The 17,212-nt window shown below is 60.6% G+C and carries 16 protein-coding genes; 9 read left to right on the plus strand and 7 right to left on the minus strand.

Translation table 11 applies throughout. The features are described from left to right. The first annotated feature begins 99 nt into the window (after positions 1-99). Together galU and gorA are read left to right on the plus strand one after the other, a co-directional pair. The gene (gene galU / locus BLV20_RS01260; protein ID WP_007921743.1) at positions 100-939 is read left to right on the plus strand and encodes a UTP--glucose-1-phosphate uridylyltransferase GalU; all 840 of its coding nucleotides are present in this window, start codon (positions 100-102) and stop codon (positions 937-939) included. A 131-nt stretch (positions 940-1,070) separates the two neighbouring features. Then, a complete protein-coding gene (gorA, locus tag BLV20_RS01265; RefSeq protein WP_092295831.1) occupies positions 1,071-2,429 on the plus strand; it encodes a glutathione-disulfide reductase in 1,359 nt (452 codons plus the stop codon). Here the strand turns inward: gorA and BLV20_RS01270 are convergent. After that, entirely contained in the window at positions 2,426-3,460 is a 1,035-nt protein-coding gene (locus tag BLV20_RS01270; RefSeq protein ID WP_092295834.1) for a DNA-binding protein, read from the minus strand. The genes gorA and BLV20_RS01270 overlap by 4 nt on opposite strands. A 178-nt stretch (positions 3,461-3,638) precedes the next feature. Between BLV20_RS01270 and BLV20_RS01275 the strand changes: the two genes are divergently transcribed. From BLV20_RS01275 to ahpF, 3 genes are all read left to right on the plus strand, one after another. Continuing rightward, positions 3,639-4,610 carry a site-specific integrase gene (locus BLV20_RS01275; RefSeq protein ID WP_092295837.1) on the plus strand — a complete coding sequence of 324 codons (972 nt, stop codon included), beginning with the start codon at positions 3,639-3,641 and terminating at the stop codon, positions 4,608-4,610. 118 nt (positions 4,611-4,728) lie between these two features. Then, positions 4,729-5,292: an alkyl hydroperoxide reductase subunit C gene (gene ahpC / locus BLV20_RS01280; protein WP_007921754.1), complete on the plus strand. Its 564-nt coding sequence runs from the start codon at positions 4,729-4,731 to the stop codon at positions 5,290-5,292. 123 nt (positions 5,293-5,415) lie between these two features. Continuing rightward, on the plus strand, positions 5,416-6,981 hold the full coding sequence (gene ahpF / locus BLV20_RS01285) for an alkyl hydroperoxide reductase subunit F (RefSeq protein ID WP_092295840.1): 1,566 nt from the start codon (positions 5,416-5,418) through the stop codon (positions 6,979-6,981). 180 nt (positions 6,982-7,161) lie between these two features. Here the strand turns inward: ahpF and gloA are convergent, their stop codons facing one another. After that, positions 7,162-7,683, minus strand: a complete 522-nt coding sequence (gene gloA, locus BLV20_RS01290) for a lactoylglutathione lyase (RefSeq protein WP_092295843.1) — start codon at positions 7,681-7,683, stop codon at positions 7,162-7,164. A gap of 194 nt (positions 7,684-7,877) precedes the next feature. Here gloA and BLV20_RS01295 point away from each other — a divergent pair, with 194 nt between their 5' ends. Further along, positions 7,878-8,408, plus strand: coding sequence for a DUF4946 domain-containing protein (locus tag BLV20_RS01295; protein WP_092295846.1), 531 nt, complete (start codon positions 7,878-7,880; stop codon positions 8,406-8,408). A gap of 223 nt (positions 8,409-8,631) precedes the next feature. Here the strand turns inward: BLV20_RS01295 and BLV20_RS01300 are convergent, their stop codons facing one another. The 3 genes from BLV20_RS01300 to BLV20_RS01310 all read right to left on the minus strand — a co-directional run bounded on the left by BLV20_RS01300 (position 8,632) and on the right by BLV20_RS01310 (position 11,780). Then, complete coding sequence (locus BLV20_RS01300; RefSeq protein ID WP_009049335.1) at positions 8,632-8,997, minus strand: histone-like nucleoid-structuring protein, MvaT/MvaU family; 366 nt, start codon at positions 8,995-8,997, stop codon at positions 8,632-8,634. 241 nt (positions 8,998-9,238) lie between these two features. Next, positions 9,239-10,783 carry an EAL domain-containing protein gene (locus BLV20_RS01305; protein ID WP_092295849.1) on the minus strand — a complete coding sequence of 515 codons (1,545 nt, stop codon included), beginning with the start codon at positions 10,781-10,783 and terminating at the stop codon, positions 9,239-9,241. Positions 10,784-10,904: 121 nt separating this feature from the next. Then, the gene (locus BLV20_RS01310) at positions 10,905-11,780 is read right to left on the minus strand and encodes a LysR family transcriptional regulator (protein WP_092295852.1); all 876 of its coding nucleotides are present in this window, start codon (positions 11,778-11,780) and stop codon (positions 10,905-10,907) included. 78 nt (positions 11,781-11,858) lie between these two features. On the opposite strand from BLV20_RS01310, the gene BLV20_RS01315 reads away from it, so the two are divergent. From BLV20_RS01315 to hpaR, 3 genes are all read left to right on the plus strand, one after another. Beyond that, positions 11,859-12,803 (plus strand): DMT family transporter, encoded by a 945-nt coding sequence (locus tag BLV20_RS01315; protein ID WP_092295855.1) that lies wholly within the window; start codon positions 11,859-11,861, stop codon positions 12,801-12,803. A gap of 254 nt (positions 12,804-13,057) precedes the next feature. Beyond that, entirely contained in the window at positions 13,058-14,134 is a 1,077-nt protein-coding gene (gene hppD / locus BLV20_RS01320; protein WP_092295858.1) for a 4-hydroxyphenylpyruvate dioxygenase, read from the plus strand. Between the two features lie 144 nt (positions 14,135-14,278). Beyond that, a complete protein-coding gene (gene hpaR / locus BLV20_RS01325; protein ID WP_092295862.1) occupies positions 14,279-14,701 on the plus strand; it encodes a homoprotocatechuate degradation operon regulator HpaR in 423 nt (140 codons plus the stop codon). A 103-nt stretch (positions 14,702-14,804) separates the two neighbouring features. Here the strand turns inward: hpaR and rarD are convergent, their stop codons facing one another. Both rarD and BLV20_RS01335 read right to left on the minus strand, forming a co-directional pair. After that, positions 14,805-15,686 carry an EamA family transporter RarD gene (gene rarD, locus BLV20_RS01330; protein WP_092295865.1) on the minus strand — a complete coding sequence of 294 codons (882 nt, stop codon included), beginning with the start codon at positions 15,684-15,686 and terminating at the stop codon, positions 14,805-14,807. A gap of 184 nt (positions 15,687-15,870) precedes the next feature. Beyond that, on the minus strand, positions 15,871-16,878 hold the full coding sequence (locus tag BLV20_RS01335) for an aldo/keto reductase (RefSeq protein ID WP_092295868.1): 1,008 nt from the start codon (positions 16,876-16,878) through the stop codon (positions 15,871-15,873). Positions 16,879-17,212: the final 334 nt, after the last annotated feature.

Here is a 17,212-nt window from a genome sequence, read left to right on the forward strand (position 1 = left end):
TTAGATGGCAGCGGTTAGCCACCGCGGCCCATTGTAAGGTGCACGCGGCCTGATTAGACTGCGCCGAAATTCGTACGTACAGCCCTTTTAAGGACTCATATGATCAAGAAATGCTTGTTCCCAGCAGCCGGTTACGGTACTCGCTTCCTGCCAGCGACTAAAGCCATGCCCAAAGAAATGCTGCCGGTGGTGAACAAGCCACTGATCCAGTATGGCGTTGAAGAAGCACTGGACGCCGGCCTGAACGAAATCTCCATCGTCACCGGTCGCGGTAAGCGCGCGCTGGAAGACCATTTCGACATCAGCTATGAGCTGGAAAACCAGATCAAGGGCACCGACAAGGAAAAATACCTGGTCGGCATCCGTCGTCTGCTGGACGAGTGCTCGTTCTCCTACACCCGCCAGACCGAAATGAAAGGCCTGGGCCACGCGATCCTGACTGGCCGCCCGCTGATCGGTGACGAGCCGTTCGCCGTGGTCCTCGCGGACGACCTGTGCGTCAACCTCGAAGGTGACGGCGTGCTGAAGCAGATGGTCAAGCTGTACAAGCAGTACCGCTGCACCATCGTCGCGATCATGGAAGTCGACCCGCAAGAAACCAGCAAGTACGGCGTGATTGCCGGCGACCTGATCGGCGACGACCTGTACCGCGTACGTAACATGGTCGAGAAACCGAAGCCGGAAGATGCACCGTCGAACCTGGCGATCATCGGTCGCTACATCATGACTCCGGACATCTTCAAGCTGATCGAAGAAACCGAGCCGGGCAAGGGTGGCGAGATCCAGATCACCGATGCCCTGATGAAGCAGGCGCAGGACGGTTGCGTGATTGCCTACAAGTTCAAGGGCAAGCGTTTCGACTGCGGTGGCGCCGAAGGCTACATCGACGCGACCAACTTCTGCTTCGAGAACTTCTACAAGACTGGCAAGGCTTACTGATAGCCCGCTTCGCTCTTGTACTGGAAAGCCACCTACGGGTGGCTTTTTCGTTTTATACCCCTGTGTAAATCCTCTAGCGCTGACCGGATACGCATCTGCGGTTATGCTGTCAGCCTGCCTGGGAGAGTGAAATGGCCTACGATTTTGATCTTTATGTAATTGGCGCCGGTTCCGGCGGTGTGCGTTCGGCGCGGTTCGCCGCGGGTTTTGGCGCAAAAGTCGCGGTTGCCGAAAGCCGCTATCTGGGAGGCACCTGCGTCAACGTCGGTTGTGTGCCGAAAAAACTGCTGGTGTACGGCGCTCACTTCGCCGAAGACTTCGAGCAGTCCGCGGGTTTCGGCTGGACCCTGGGCGAGGCCGATTTCGATTGGGCCACGCTGATCGCCAACAAGGACCGCGAGATCAATCGCCTGAACGGCATTTATCGCAACCTGCTGGTCAACAGCGGCGTGACCCTGCACGAAGGTCACGCCAAGGTGATCGACCCGCATCAGGTGGAGGTCAATGGCCAGCGCTACAGCGCCAAGCATATTCTGATCGCCACCGGCGGCTGGCCGCAGATCCCGGATATTCCGGGGCGCGAACACGCCATCAGTTCCAACGAGGCGTTTTTCCTCAAGGAGCTGCCAAAGCGCGTCCTGGTGGTGGGTGGCGGTTATATCGCGGTGGAATTCGCCGGGATCTTCCACGGCCTGGGCGCGCAGACCCAGTTGTTGTATCGCGGCGATTTGTTCCTGCGTGGCTTCGATGGCGCGGTGCGCAAGCACCTGCAGGAAGAGCTGACCAAGCGAGGGCTCGACCTGCAGTTCAACAGCGATATCGAGCGTATCGACAAGCAGGCCGACGGCAGCCTGAAAGTTACCCTCAAGGACGGTCGCGAACTGGCCGCCGATTGCGTGTTCTACGCCACTGGCCGGCGGCCGATGCTCGACAACCTGGGGCTGGAAAATACCGGGGTGAAGTTTGACTCGCGCGGTTTCATCGAGGTCGATGAGCAGTACCAGAGCGCCGAGCCGTCGATCCTGGCGATTGGCGATGTGATTGGGCGCGTGCAGTTGACGCCGGTGGCCCTGGCTGAAGGCATGGCTGTGGCGCGCCGCTTGTTCAAGCCGGAGCAATATCGTCCGGTGGACTACAACATGATTCCTACCGCCGTGTTCAGCCTGCCGAACATCGGCACCGTCGGCCTGACTGAAGAGCAGGCGCGGGAAGCGGGCTATCAGGTGCAGATCTTCGAAAGCCGTTTCCGGCCGATGAAGCTGACCCTGACCGAATGCCAGGAGCGCACGCTGATGAAACTGGTGGTGGATGCCGAGACCGACAAGGTGCTGGGCTGCCATATGGTCGGCCCGGACGCCGGCGAAATCGTCCAGGGCCTGGCGATTGCCTTGAAGGCCGGCGCCACCAAGCGTGACTTCGACGAGACCATCGGGGTGCACCCGACAGCCGCCGAAGAGTTTGTCACCATGCGTACGCCGGTCGCCGGTTAAGCGTTCTCTGGCGGCTTTGGCCGCTGTTCTTCTGTCTCTGGCTCCGCCTCGGCCTTCGCGGCGGCAGCCAGTTGCAGGGCCTTCAGGCTGGCCTCGGCCTTGGCGGCGCGCAGTTCCATTTGCCGATTTTCCTGTAGCTGCTGCTCCAGGTTCTGCTTGAACTCATGATTGTCCAGCAGGGCAACGCGCAAGCGTTCCTGGAGGAGGGTGTGTTCGCTGTTCAGGCGGGCGGATTGCTCCAGCAACTGGCCAAGCTTGCCGTCCATTTTCTGCACCTGCTCCTGCGCCTGGCGCAATTCCTTCTGGGTGGCGCGCTGCTCGCTGGTCAGGCGCTCGTTGTCGCGATGCAACTGAGTGATCTCATCCTGGCGCACCAGCGCGCTTTGCTGGGCCTGGCGCAGTTCCTGCTGCACCTGTTGCAGCTGGCCTTCATGGCGGCGCTGGTCCTGTTCGCGCTGCTCCTTGACCGCGTTGCGGTAATGCTCGAGGGCGTCACGGGCATGCAGGTGTTTTTCTTCCAGGGAGCGAATCTGCTCGTCCTTGTCTTTCAGGCGCAGCTCGAAGTCGGCCAGGGCCTGGTTCAGCCCGGCATTGCGGGTCTGTTCGCTTTGCAGCATGGAGCGGGTTTCCTGCAGCAGCGCGCTCTCGCTGGCCAGGGCTGAAGCCTGGGTTTGCAGTTGCCGATGCAGTTGGGTTTCCACTTGCTCGGCGGTGGCTTGCTGCTCCGCCAGTTCCTGGTTCTTTTCCTTGAGTTGCGCCTGGGCCTTCTCGATAGGCTCCTGGGCATGTTCGCGCAGGCGCTGGGCCATGCGCCGGACCAGTTCCGTCAGCTCTTCTTCCAGGGCTTCCTGAGGGGCGGCGCGGCGGGCTTCGCTTTCGTCCAGCTCCTTGAGGTAGCGGTGAATGGTGGTTTTCGAGCCGGTATTGCCCATTTCGATGCGCACCGCATCGATGCTGGGGTGTTCGCCGCGGGCGAGGATTGCCGAACGGGCGATTTGCACCACCGCCTTGTTAACGCCGCCACGAGCCATGTTTTCTCCTAAGGATTACGTACTTTTTTACGTGGTATGTATAAGGTGTAATTGTACACCAGAAGAATATGAAGAAATTGGAAATTATTGATGCGGGATATATTAATATTACCCCGCGTGATAGGCGGTTTCTCCCGCTCCACGCCGTTATTTCCGTACAGCCACGAGTCGATAACCCATGAGTGAACTGGACCGCTATCTGCAGGCCGCGACGCGTGACAACACTCGGCGCAGCTACCGGGCGGCCATCGAGCATTTTGAGGTGACGTGGGGCGGGTTTCTGCCGGCCACCAGCGACAGCGTGGCGCGTTATCTGGTGGCGTATGCGGGGGAGCTGTCGATCAATACCCTGAAGTTGCGGCTTTCGGCCCTGGCGCAGTGGCACAACAGCCAAGGTTTCGCCGATCCGACCAAGGCCCCGGTGGTGCGTCAGGTATTCAAGGGTATTCGCGCGCTGCACCCAGCGCAGGAGAAACAGGCCGAGCCTTTGCAGTTGCAGCATCTGGAGCAAGTGGTCGCCTGGCTGGAACAGGAAGCCACTCAGGCGCAGCGCGACGGCAATCAGCCGGCGCTGCTGCGGGCGCGGCGTGACTGTGCGCTGATCCTCCTGGGGTTTTGGCGCGGCTTTCGCAGTGACGAATTGTGCCGGCTCCAGATCGAGCATATTCAGGCGGTGGCGGGTTCCGGCATCAGCCTGTACCTGCCTCGCAGCAAGGGCGATCGCGACAACCTCGGCAAGACCTGGCACACCCCGGCGCTACGGCGGCTATGCCCGGTCCAGGCCTATGTCGAGTGGGTCAATGCCGCTGCCCTGGTGCGCGGGCCGGTATTTCGCGGCATCGATCGCTGGGGGCACCTGAGCGAGGAGGGCCTGCATGCCAATAGCGTGATTCCGTTATTGCGCCAGGCGCTGGAGCGCGCTGGGGTCGCCGCCGAGCAGTACACCAGCCACTCCCTGCGCCGTGGCTTTGCCACCTGGGCCCATCGCAGCGGCTGGGACCTCAAGTCGCTGATGAGCTACGTCGGCTGGAAGGACATCAAGTCGGCCATGCGTTATGTCGAGGCCAGTCCGTTCCTCGGCATGGCCTTGATCCAGGAAAAGCCGGTCGAGGCGTCAATAAACAATTCTTCTATTAATACCGCTCGCTAATAGCCAAAGCTAATCAGCAGCATCAGCTTTGCCAATGAGCCTCGGCTGGGCTCATTGGTTAGGATTCTCCCCATCAAGTTTTCAACCCAAGTTTTTAACCACTGATGGAGAATCACCGATGCCTATCATCAACAGCCAAGTCAAACCGTTCAAAGCAACCGCCTTCAAGAATGGCGAGTTCATCGAAGTGTCGGACGCCACGCTGAAAGGCAAATGGTCCGTCGTGTTCTTCTACCCGGCCGACTTCACCTTCGTTTGCCCAACCGAGCTGGAAGACCTGGCGGACAACTACGCCGAATTCCAGAAACTGGGCGTGGAAATCTACAGCGTTTCGACCGACACCCACTTTGCCCACGCTGCCTGGCACAACACCTCGCCAGCCATCGGCAAGATCCGCTACACCATGATCGGCGACCCGACCCTGGCCATCTCCCGCAACTTCGACGTGCTGATCGAAGAAGCCGGTCTGGCTGACCGTGGCACCTTCGTGATCAACCCTGAAGGCCAGATCAAGATCGTTGAAATCAACGACGGCGGCGTCGGCCGTGACGCTTCCGAGCTGCTGCGCAAGATCAAGGCCGCTCAGTACGTCGCTGCCCACCCGGGCGAAGTCTGCCCAGCCAAGTGGAAAGAAGGCGAGGCTACCCTGGCTCCTTCCCTGGACCTGGTCGGCAAGATCTAAGCCTGTGACTCGCTACAGCAGGGCGGACCGCCGCACCTAAGTCAGCTGCACCGCCCTCAAGAACGCCCGGGCGAGATTCGCTCGGGCGTTTTTTTTCGATCTGAATAAAAGGAAATCGCCCGTATGTTGGACGCCAATCTTAAAGCCCAGTTGAAGTCATACCTGGAACGGGTCACCCAGCCGATCGAGATCGTTGCCTCTCTCGACGACGGTGCGAAATCCCAGGAAATGCTCGAATTGCTGAAAGACGTTGCCAATCTTTCCAGCCAGATTACCTTGCTCGACAACGGTAGCGACTTACGCAAGCCATCGTTCTCGATCAACCGCCCGGGGAGCGATATCAGCCTGCGTTTCGCCGGCATCCCCATGGGCCACGAATTCACTTCCCTGGTGCTGGCCTTGCTGCAAGTCGGCGGCCATCCCTCCAAAGCCAGTGTCGAAGTGATCGAACAGATCCGCGCCCTCAAGGGTGAGTTCAACTTCGAGACTTACTTCTCGCTGTCCTGCCAGAACTGCCCGGACGTGGTCCAGGCGCTGAACCTGATGGCGGTGCTGAACCCGAACATCCGCCACGTCGCCATCGACGGCGCGCTGTTCCAGGACGAGGTCAACGACCGCAAGATCATGGCCGTCCCCAGCGTCTACCTCAATGGCGTGAACTTCGGTCAGGGCCGCATGGGCCTGGAGGAAATCCTCGGCAAGCTGGACACCGGGGCCATCGAGAAGCAAGCGGAAAAAATCAGTGCCAAGGACGCCTTCGACGTCCTGGTGGTCGGCGGTGGCCCGGCCGGTGCCTCGGCGGCGATCTATGCGGCCCGCAAAGGCATCCGTACCGGTGTCGCGGCCGAGCGTTTCGGTGGCCAGGTGCTGGACACCATGGCGATCGAGAACTTTATCTCGGTCCAGGAAACCGAAGGGCCGAAACTGGCCAGCGCCCTGGAAGAACACGTTCGCCAGTACGACGTCGACATCATGAACCTGCAGCGTGCCAGCGCGCTGGTGCCGGCCAAGGAAGTCGGCGGCCTGCACGAAGTGCGTTTCGAAAGCGGCGCGGTGCTCAAGGCCAAGTCGCTGATCCTGGCCACCGGTGCCCGCTGGCGCGAGATGGGGGTGCCCGGCGAGCAGGAATACAAGGCCAAGGGCGTGTGCTTCTGCCCGCACTGCGACGGCCCGCTGTTCAAGGGCAAGCGCGTGGCGGTGATCGGCGGCGGTAACTCCGGCGTCGAAGCGGCCATCGATCTGGCGGGTATCGTCAGCCACGTGACCCTGCTCGAGTTCGACAGCAAGCTGCGCGCCGACGCCGTGCTGCAACGCAAGCTGTACAGCCTGCCGAACGTCAATGTCATCACCAGCGCGCTGACCAGCGAAGTGAAGGGCGACGGCCAGAAGGTCACCGGCCTGGCGTACAAGGACCGCGATTCGGGCGAGTTCCACACCGTCGACCTGGAAGGTATCTTCGTGCAGATCGGCCTGCTGCCCAACACCGACTGGCTCAAGGGCACCGTCGAGTTGTCGCCCCGTGGCGAGATCATTGTCGACGCGCGCGGCGAGACCTCGCTGCCGGGTGTGTTTGCCGCCGGTGACGTGACCACCGTGCCGTACAAGCAGATCGTCATCGCGGTAGGCGAGGGCGCCAAGGCCTCGCTGAGTGCCTTCGACCACCTGATCCGCACTTCCGCGCCGGCCTGAGTCGACAGCGGAAAAAACAAAACCCCATGAGCCTTGGCTCATGGGGTTTTTTGTTTCTCCCTCGCTTGCGTAGGAGCGAAGCTTGCTCGCGATCAACGGTGACGCGGTAGCTCAGTCAAACCACGTTATGTCCATCGCAAGCAATCGAGCATCGACCGGCCGCCCTGCATAAGAATCGGGTTACAGCGGAGCCGGCTGGATGATTTCAACCCAGTAGCCATCCGGGTCCTTGATAAACGCCAGGCTCTTCATGCGGCCGTCGTTCAGGCGCTTCTGGAAATCGCAGCCCAGGGCTTCGAAGCGCTCGCAGGCGGCGACGATATCCGGCACCGAAATGCAGATATGGCCAAAGCCGCGCGGGTCGGTGTTGCCGTTGTGGTAGGCAAAGTCCGCGTCGTTCTCGGTGCCGTGGTTGTGGGTCAGCTCGAGGATGCCGGGGATCGACTTCATCCACTCGGTACGCGCCGCGGCATCGGCCGGGATCTGTGCCTTGTCCACCAGGGCGAGGAAATACAGGCTGAATTCGGCTTCGGGGAAGTCGCGTTTTTCCACCAGCGAGAAACCCAGGACGCGGGTGTAGAAGTCCAGGGATTGGGTGATGTCCTTGACCCGCAGCATCGTGTGGTTGAACACGAAGTTGGCGGTGGCGGTGTCAGGCTGGGCGGTTACGCCGGGGAAAGTATTGAGTTCGTGCAGGCTCATGGGCCCTCCGGAAAAGAAGTGGGCAAGAATACTCATGCTAATGAGCCCCTGGCTTGCAGGGCGTCGGGCGTCCTTGCGGTCGGGCAATGATACGCAAGAGGGGCTGGGCGCACCAAACACAAAGCTACGAATCTGTTGCTCGATACTCGTGCCAGCCTCAGACTTCAGGGCCCGTCCCTTATGTGTTCATGACCATGCGCTCACCGTTCAAGACCCTGTTCATCCTGGCTCCCTGGCTGCTGGTTCCGGCCCTGGTCGAAGCGGCGGATCCGCAGATCACCTGGCCCAGCGGCTGGCAGATCGAAGCATTGCCACAGGCGTCAGAGCAGGAACCGGCCAAGGTATTCAGGCAGCGCGGGGTAAAGAACGATGCCGCAGGCACGCCGCTGATGGTCATGGAGTTGACCATGACTCAAGTGGAAAGCGGGCATCAGGTCAATCTGCAGGCGGTCTTGCTGGAGATGCGCAAGTCGGTGCAGAAGGACTTCGGGCGCGGCGGTTATCAAAGTGTGTGCACGCGTATTCATGACACGACACTGAGTCATCTGGCGGCGTTGGAAACCACTTGCACCATTACTGAAAATGGCCGTCATGTGTTGTCGCAAACACTGGTGACGGCGGTCGATGGCGATAAGGCCTATGTATTGTCTTATGCCGGGCAGGCCGCGGTTTATGCGCAAAGTCAGGAGGAAATCCGCGCGCTGCGAAGTAGTCTGAAACTTTAGCGGTAGCGCTTGTGCTGCGTCGACCGGGCGCCGCGTGCGCATATGAACTAACTACAAAGTTGTAGGAATCTAGCGGGAGGAGGGCGCAGGTGCAGTTTTGCTAGGGGGGCTTATTGCTGCACGGGCCATGTGCGCGCTGCAACTTATTCGATTTCGAAACAAACAGCTTTCGTTTAAAAATAAAGACCCTGCATTGGCAGGGTCTTTTATATACGTCGGTTGCTTAACTGCGCAGCCAGGAATCTACAGTGGCGGCGCCGTACTGTTCTTTCCAGGCTTTAAGGCCGCGATGATTGCCGCCCTTGGTTTCGATCAGCTCGCCGGTATGCGGGTTCTGATAAACCTTGACCACGCGTGCACGACGGGTTTTTGGTGCGCCCGACAGCGGCAAGGCGGACTTGCCCGGATGCGGATCGAGAATGGCGATAATGTCGCGCAGGCTTTTGCCGTAGGTCTTCATCAGGCCCTGGAGCTTTTCTTCGAACTCGATTTCCTTCTTGAGTCCGGCGTCGTTCTTCAGGGATTCCAGCTGGGCGAGCTGCTCTTGAAGGGCCTTTTCTGCTGCACGAAATTCAGCGAGTCTGGACAATATCTTTACTCCAATAGTGTATTTGGCTGATACCAACCGCAAACAAAGCTATAAGCCAAGAGCCTTAGAACGACTCGATTATAATGGCCCACCTGTGAATCTTGTACAGGCTTGAAAAATTGTAGTAGTTAATCTGGCGCAAGTAAATCACGTCGTTGTAGATGCTCGCGATTTGTCATCTTCTGATTCAAATTGGTGTGCGAAACTAATCCCGAGTTCAATAATTCTTCATTGAAAATGGCTATTTAGTGGCGCGGGCCAATGCCTGTAGGAATTCTTCCCCGGGCATTGGCCTGCCAAACAAGTAACCCTGCAGGAAGTCGACGCCATGCACGGCGAGATAATCCTGTTGTTCCGCTGTTTCCACGCCTTCGGCGACTATCCCCAGTTCGAGTTTTCCCGAGAGTTCGATGATGCTGTCGAGTATGTGGCGGGACAGCGCATCGACACCGATCATGGCCACGAAGCTCTGGTCGATCTTCAGGTAATCGACATTGAACTTGCGTAAGTAAGCCAGGCTGGAATGGCCGGTGCCGAAGTCGTCGATGGCGATCATCACCCCCAACTTGTGCAATTCCTCGAACAAACTGTGGGTGATCGCGGTCGGTTCCACCAGTTCGCGTTCGGTCAACTCCAGCACCAATATCACCTTGCCCGGCGGGAACATGCCGAGAAACTCCCGGCAATCCTCCAGCAGCTCCAGGTCCTGGCAATGGCTGGCGGTGATGTTGACGCCGATATGAAAGTTGTCGATGAAGGTATGCGCATGGGGCGCCAGCAGCAGGGCGGTCTGCCGCATCAGCGAGCGGGTCATGGGTACGATCAGGCCGGAGTGCTCGGCGAAGGGAATGAACAGGTCCGGGCGCACCAGGCCTTCCTGGGGGTGTTTCCAGCGCATCAGCACTTCGATGCCGGCCCATTGCTTGGTGTCGCCGCGCACCACCGGCTGGAAGTACGGAATGAACTCCGCCGCTTCCAGGGCGCGTTGCAGTTCATGGCTGGGGGACGAAGAGCGCTTTTGCAGCCAATGGCCAAGCCCGGCCGCCAAGACCCCGAAGAAGATCAGCAGGCTAAACAGGGCAGGGTACTCGGACTTCATGTAACGCCAGATATTGCCCTCGGCGAACCCCGCGCTGACGCTATAGGGATAGCGCGAGGATGCCAGCTGATAAGGCGCTACCGGTGCCGGCGGCACAATGGATTCGTGGACCTGGCCATCGTCGGACAGCCAATAGGGGCCCACTTGCAACTGCAGGTCGGCATAGCGGCTGATAATCAGCAAGGCATTGCTCAAGTGATAGCCATCGATGGTGGCCAGGACCGCGCGTTCGCCTTCTTCCAGGCGATAGACCAGCAGCGCTCGATCGGGCGTGACCGGGTTGCCGGCCATCAACCACAGCTTGCCGTCGACATAGTCCGCCGGGTCCAGGAGGAACGAGGACTGGCCGAGCAGCGAGCTGCAATAGTTGTCGTTGCGCCACACCAGATTGGTCGAGCGCACGAACGGGCGGCTTGTCACCTGCTCGCGCAAGGCCAGTTTGCGCACTTCGTCACAGGGCTGGCCCACGAGCGTCAGCAGCGCCCGGGCAGTGCTGTCGCTGTTATCGAGCATCAGGTCGAATTGGCGGATCGCTTCCTCGGCGGTCTCGCGGCTGCTTTGGAACAGCGCGCGTTCGGCTTGCAGATAAAGGATCGCCATGCCCAGCACCACCGGCAGCAAACCGATCAGCAAAGTCCACAAGTGGCGGGTGGAGCGTTTCAACGGACCTTTGGCGGTCAATGGCATTGATGAAATACCTGTGGCGAAGTAGGGGCCAGAGAACGCTCAAAAGCCGGTAGGGCGGTACGGCGGCAGGTCGGGCAGGATCCGGTTCCTGGGCATGATAGACGGTGCCTGTGGGTTGCGCTCAGTCATCGCGATACAAGTTGCGCGCCTGTTCGATAAAGGCCAGGGTCGCTGGCGACGCCTGCCGCCGGTCCAGCACGGCCAGGCCTACCTGGCGGCGAGCGGGAGGTGACAATGGCTTGACCCGGTAGCGCGGGTCGCCGGATCCGGGCAGCGACAATTGAGCGACCAGGGTCAGGGCATCGCCACGGGCCACGGTCTCCAGGGTGCTGAGCAATTGCGAGCTGCGATAGCGAATGTTGGGGCTGAGCCTGGCTGCGAGGAACAGCCGGGAGACCAGCTCGGCGGAGCCGGCCTCGGTGAGGATGAACGGGTCGTCGCACAGCTCGGCGAGGCTCACGGAGTCCTTGCTGGCCAGCCCATGCTGGCTGGGTATCAGCGCGACCATCTGGTCTTCCACCAGGGCGAAACAGTTGAAGCGTTCCTGGGGCAGCACCACGAACCCGACATCGATACGCCGTTCCTCCAGCCATTGCAGTACCTGGCGGTCGGGCCCTTCGTCGATGTGTACCTCGATACCGGGATGCGCCTGGCGGTAGCGCTGGAGTATCGCCGGCAACAATTTCATCGACGCGGTCGGGCCGAACGAGCCGATGCGTAAGGTGCCGCGCTTCATCCCGCGGGCATCGGCGGCTTCCTGTTCCATGGTGGCGGCCAGGCCGAGGATGGCGCGGGCTCGCAGCAGCAGTTGCTGGCCGATATCGGTGAGTTCCACCAATGACTGATGCCGGCGGATCAATTCGACCCCCAGTTCCTGCTCCAGCGACTTGAGCGCGTGCGATACCGCGGACTGGCTGATGCCCAGCCGGCCGGCGGCGCTGGTGAAACCGCGCAGCTCGGCCACCAGGGAAAAAATCTGCAATTGGCTGAGGGTCATGAGTAAAAGCTCATTTTACGATGATCTGGCATTAGCTGAAGAATACCCGAACCTTCCTCAACCGCGCTTCGGGAGCTTATGAATACTGTCGATCAAACCTGTGCCGCGCCTTCCGATAGGCCGGTGTATTACAAGCTGGCGGCGGTCACCATGATCTGGGGCGGTACCTTTGTCGCCGGGCGCTTGTTGGCAGGCACCCTCGAGCCGTTATTGGCCGCCAGCCTGCGGTTTCTCCTGGCCAGCCTGGCCTTGCTGCTATTCATGGCGCTCGCCCGCATTGCCCCGGTGCGCCCCAGCCTCAAGCAGTTCGGCCAGCTGGCGGTGCTGGGGTTTTTCGGGATCTTTTTCTACAACCTGTGTTTCTTCCAGGGCCTGGAGTCGATCAACGCATCGCGCGCCTCGTTGATCGTCGCCCTCAATCCGGCGGTGATCGCCCTGGCGTCCTGGGCGTTGTTCAAGGAGCGCTTGAACGGCGCCAAGCTGTTCGGCATTGCCTTGTGCCTGGGTGGCGCGGGGGTGGTGATCCTCAGCCGCGACTCAGAGGCCCTGGCGGGTGGGCCGGGCAGCCGCGGCGATCTGCTGATTTTCGGCTGCGTGCTGGGCTGGGGCGTCTATTCGTTGTTTTCGCGCAACCTGAACCAGGCCCTGGGCTCGTTGCAGACCGTGACCTATTCGATCCTGCTGGGCACTTTGATGCTTTGGAGCACCGCGGCCCTGCGTGGCGAGGTGCGCCTCGAGGCGCTGTCGGCGCTGAGCCTGGAGCAGGGCCTGAGCCTGCTGTACCTCGGGGTGCTGGGTTCGGCCCTGGCCTATATCTGGTATTACGACGGCCTGGGCAAGATCGGCGCAACGCGCTCGGGGGTGTTTATCGCGCTCAACCCGCTGACCGCGGTGATCCTTGGCGCGCTGCTGCTGGACGAGCGCCTGAGCCTGGCCATGTGCCTGGGCGGTGTATTGATCCTGTGGGGCATTTACCAGTGCAACAAACCCCTTGCGAGCCTGGAAAAAAAGCGGATTTTATAGAGAGTGCGGACAAACAGTTTTACGCTGTGTAGAATCTGGTTACGCATACAATAATAAAGTCTTCTGGCAGCAGAAGCCTCGCCCCCCAGCCGGTAAGACAAGGGTCGAAATGAAGATTCTCGGGTTTCAACTGATTTACGGTGATTTCCTCGCTCGCAGCGTGCGAGGCATTTCCTGCGCGCCACCTGCCTTCCTCAGCATTGCCAGCTACTGACGATCCGTTAATTCCAAAAGCAATGATGAGGCGCCAAACCATGGCAGATATCTTCGAAAACCCGATGGGCTTGATGGGCTTTGAATTCATCGAATTCGCATCGCCTACCCCCAATACCCTCGAGCCGATCTTCGAGATCATGGGTTTCAGCAAAGTCGCGACCCACCGTTCCAAAGACGTGCACCTGTATCGCCAGGGCGCGATCAACCTGATCCTCAATAACGAGCCGCACAGCGTTGCCTCGTACTTTGCCGCCGAGCACGGCCCGTCGGTGTGCGGCATGGCATTTCGCGTCAAGGATTCGCAAAAGGCCTACAAGCGCGCCCTGGAACTTGGCGCCCAGCCGATCCACATCGAAACCGGCCCGATGGAGCTGAACCTGCCGGCGATCAAGGGCATTGGCGGCGCGCCGCTGTACCTGATCGACCGCTTCGGCGAAGGCAGCTCGATCTATGACATCGACTTCGTATTCCTGGAAGGCGTCGACCGCCATCCAAAAGGCGCCGGCCTGAAGATCATCGACCACCTGACCCACAACGTGTATCGCGGCCGCATGGCCTACTGGGCCAGCTTCTACGAGAAACTGTTCAACTTCCGCGAGATCCGTTACTTCGACATCAAGGGCGAATACACCGGCCTGACCTCCAAGGCCATGACCGCACCCGATGGCATGATCCGCATCCCGCTGAACGAAGAGTCGTCCAAGGGCGCGGGGCAGATCGAAGAGTTCCTGATGCAGTTCAACGGCGAGGGCATCCAGCACGTGGCCTTCCTCACCGACGACCTGATCAAGACCTGGGATCAGTTGAAGAAGATCGGCATGCGCTTCATGACCGCGCCGCCGGATACCTACTACGAAATGCTCGAAGGCCGCCTACCGAACCACGGCGAGCCGGTGAACGAGCTGCAGTCGCGGGGCATCCTGCTGGACGGTTCCTCGGAAGAGGGCGACAAGCGCCTGCTGCTGCAGATCTTCTCGGAAACCCTTATGGGGCCGGTGTTCTTCGAATTCATCCAGCGTAAAGGCGACGATGGTTTCGGCGAAGGCAACTTCAAGGCACTGTTCGAATCGATCGAACGCGATCAAGTCCGTCGTGGCGTGCTGTCCACCGACTAAACCGCAGCCAGCCTGACGATAAAGCCCGGTCGGGAGATCCTCGGCCGGGCTTTGTTTTGCCTGTCGGTTGGCGATTGTGAATGTGTTAATGTTTTGCCTTTGTGGCGCTCGGCGTCACCATCCAGCCCTGTGAACGACTTGCCCATGACCAACCCAAGACCTTCTTTGACATTGACCCTGCTTCAGGCCCGCGAAGCGGCCATGGCGTTTTTTCGCCCGTCCCTCAACCAGCACGACCTGACCGAGCAGCAGTGGCGGGTGATCCGCATCCTGCGCCAGAACGGCGAGCTGGAAAGCCACCAGCTGGCAAAAATGGCCTGCATCCTGCCGCCCAGCATGACCGGCGTGCTCAGCCGCCTGGAGCGCGACGAATACGTCAGCCGGCGCAAGTCCCCCGAGGACCAGCGCCGCCTGTTCATCACCCTCACGGCCAAGGGCGAGGCCTGTTTCGAATCCATGAGCGGCGACATGGAAATCAACTACCAGCGCATCCAGCAGCAGTTTGGCGAAGAGAAGATGCAAGCCTTGCTGGCCCTGCTCAACGAGCTCAAGCAAATCAAGCCCTGACCCATCTTCCGTAGGAGCGAGGCTTGCCCGCGATGCCGACAACGCAGTGCAACAGGCGTCGCATTCATCGCGAGCAAGCTTCGCTCCTACCACCAGTTCTGGTTCAGCTTCTGCGCTGACGCATCAAGTGCTTGAAACCCTCGAACACCAGCACCAGCACCGCCAGCCAGATCGGCAGGTAGGTCAGCCATTCCCCGGCCTTGATGTGTTCTCCCAGCAGCAGCGCCACGGCCAGCAGCAAAACCGGTTCGACGTAGCTCAACAAGCCGAACAGGCTGAACGGCAGCAAGCGGCTGGCGATGATGTAGGCCACCAGCGCCGAGGCGCTGATCAACCCCAGCAGCGGAATCAGCAGGTACAGCCAGGGGTGTTGATCGACCACGGCAAAACCCTGCTCGCCGCTCTGCACGAACCACAGCGCGATCGGCAGCAACAGGGCCATGTCCAGCCATAGGCCGCCCAGGTTGTCGGCGGCCAGGCGCTTGCGCAGCACAAAATAGACTGGGTAACCGATAGCCACCAACAGCGTCGCCCAGGAAAAACTGCCCACCTGGTACAGCTCGTTGAGCACCCCCAGGGTCGCCAGGCCGGCGGCGATCTTCTGCAGCCGCGACAGCTGTTCGCCGTAGACGATGCGCCCGGTCAGGACCATGGTCAGCGGCAGCAGGAAATAGCCCAGCGACACATCCAGGCTGTAGCCATTCAACGGTGCCCACATGAACAGCCACAGCTGCACCCCGAGCAGCGCCGCGGACAGCGGCAACCCCAGCAGCAGGAGCGGTTGGCCCAGCAGCCTCTTGAGAATGGCGCCGACGTGCCGCCATTCGCCGCTCACCAGCATGAACACGGTCATGCACGGGGCGGTGAGCAGCATGCGCCAGCCGAAAATCTCCACCCCGGTCAGGGGCGCCATCAAGGAGGTGTAGAAGTACATGACGGCAAACAGCACCGACGCCAAGACCGATAGAGCAATACCTTTAGACAAGCTGTCCTCGTGTGACCTGAGCCAGGCAAATGGGATGGTGGGAAAACTGCGGGGAATATAGAGGGTTTGGCGCCAGACGTTTACTCGGATTTAGCAGCGCTTACGGGAAAAAGTCCCGTTTACCGCCATTCGACGGCGGCGCAGCGGCTGGCGGCCCTGGCGCGGGCCGCCAATGGTGACGGCATCAGCGCGGCGTGCGGCCGGAAACGAAGTGGCTGACGTCGTTGAAGCCCGGGGTCGAGGCATGGCCCGGAGTGACCAGCGAATCGATGAAGGCTTCATCCTCGGCGCTGATCTTTACGTCCAGCGCCTTGGTGTAGGCGTCCCACTGTGCCTCGGTGCGCGGGCCGACGATTGCCGAGCTGACCGCGGCATTGTTCAGCACCCAGGCGATGGCGAATTCGACCATGCCGACCCCGCGGCCCTGAGTGTACTGCTGGATCTGCTGGGCGATGCGCAGCGACTCGACGCGCCATTCGGTTTCCAGGATGCGCTTGTCCTGGCGCCCGGCGCGGCTGTTGCTGTCGGGGGCGACATCCGGCGCATATTTGCCGCTGAGCACGCCGCGAGCCAGCGGGCTGTAAGGCACCACGCCCAGCCCGTAGGCCTGGGCCGCGGTGATCTGTTCGGTCTCGGCCTGACGGTTGACGATGTTGTACAGCGGCTGGCTGATCACCGGGCGGTCGACGCCAAGCCGGTCGGCGATGCGGATCACCTCGGCGATGCGCCAGCCGCGGTAGTTGGACAGGCCCCAATAGCGGATCTTGCCCTGGCGCAGCAGGTCGCCGATCGCCGAGACCGTCACTTCCAGCGGCGTGTTGTGGTCTTCGCGGTGCAGGTAATAGATGTCGATGTAATCGGTGCCCAAGCGCGTCAGGCTGGCATCGATGCCATTGAACAGGTGCTTGCGGCTCAGGCCGCTGCGGTTGGGCACGCCATCGACGGGGCCGAAGCCGACCTTGGTCGCCAGCACCCATTGGTCACGCTGGCTGGCGATGGCCTCGCCGACGATTTCTTCGGAGCGGCCGTTGGTGTAGACGTCCGCGGTGTCGATGAAGTTGATGCCCTGGTCCCACGCCTTGTCGATGATGCGCAGAGAGTCCTCGGTGCTGGTCTGTTCGCCGAACATCATGGTGCCGAGGGTCAGGGGAGACACGTGTAGCCCGGAATGGCCGAGGATGCGGTAGCTCATGTACGAAATCCTTGTGCGTGAGGTAAGGCCGGTGCGACAGCGGCCAGCGACTGGTATGGGACGTCCATCAAATACCAGAACGGGCGCGCGGGGCAATCCGAATCATCCCGCCAGCGACTGGCAACGTTCCTGCAAAAAGCGTTGCAGCACTTTCACCCGCTGGGAAACCTGCAAGCGGTGCGGGCACAACAGAACGCTGGCTGCTCTTGTAGGAGCGCAGCTTGCGCGCGAAGAACGATGACGCGGTGGGGCAGGTATTTCGCGGTGTGGCCTTCGCGGGCAAGCCTCGCTCCTACGGGACGGTGGGCAGCTTGCGCGCGAAGAACGATGACGC

The organism is Pseudomonas sp. NFIX28, assembly GCF_900107395.1.
Taxonomy (GTDB): Bacteria; Pseudomonadota; Gammaproteobacteria; order Pseudomonadales; family Pseudomonadaceae; genus Aquipseudomonas.

What these genes read in the sequence shown, in the direction of transcription:
- galU (WP_007921743.1), top strand. Translation starts at nt 100, where the DNA reads ATGATCAAGAAATGCTTGTTCCCAGCAGCCGGTTACGGTACTCGCTTC.
- gorA (WP_092295831.1), top strand. Translation starts at nt 1,071, where the DNA reads ATGGCCTACGATTTTGATCTTTATGTAATTGGCGCCGGTTCCGGCGGT.
- BLV20_RS01270 (WP_092295834.1), bottom strand. Translation starts at nt 3,460, where the DNA reads ATGGCTCGTGGCGGCGTTAACAAGGCGGTGGTGCAAATCGCCCGTTCG.
- BLV20_RS01275 (WP_092295837.1), top strand. Translation starts at nt 3,639, where the DNA reads ATGAGTGAACTGGACCGCTATCTGCAGGCCGCGACGCGTGACAACACT.
- ahpC (WP_007921754.1), top strand. Translation starts at nt 4,729, where the DNA reads ATGCCTATCATCAACAGCCAAGTCAAACCGTTCAAAGCAACCGCCTTC.
- ahpF (WP_092295840.1), top strand. Translation starts at nt 5,416, where the DNA reads ATGTTGGACGCCAATCTTAAAGCCCAGTTGAAGTCATACCTGGAACGG.
- gloA (WP_092295843.1), bottom strand. Translation starts at nt 7,683, where the DNA reads ATGAGCCTGCACGAACTCAATACTTTCCCCGGCGTAACCGCCCAGCCT.
- BLV20_RS01295 (WP_092295846.1), top strand. Translation starts at nt 7,878, where the DNA reads ATGCGCTCACCGTTCAAGACCCTGTTCATCCTGGCTCCCTGGCTGCTG.
- BLV20_RS01305 (WP_092295849.1), bottom strand. Translation starts at nt 10,783, where the DNA reads ATGCCATTGACCGCCAAAGGTCCGTTGAAACGCTCCACCCGCCACTTG.
- BLV20_RS01310 (WP_092295852.1), bottom strand. Translation starts at nt 11,780, where the DNA reads ATGACCCTCAGCCAATTGCAGATTTTTTCCCTGGTGGCCGAGCTGCGC.
- BLV20_RS01315 (WP_092295855.1), top strand. Translation starts at nt 11,859, where the DNA reads ATGAATACTGTCGATCAAACCTGTGCCGCGCCTTCCGATAGGCCGGTG.
- hppD (WP_092295858.1), top strand. Translation starts at nt 13,058, where the DNA reads ATGGCAGATATCTTCGAAAACCCGATGGGCTTGATGGGCTTTGAATTC.
- hpaR (WP_092295862.1), top strand. Translation starts at nt 14,279, where the DNA reads ATGACCAACCCAAGACCTTCTTTGACATTGACCCTGCTTCAGGCCCGC.
- BLV20_RS01335 (WP_092295868.1), bottom strand. Translation starts at nt 16,878, where the DNA reads ATGAGCTACCGCATCCTCGGCCATTCCGGGCTACACGTGTCTCCCCTG.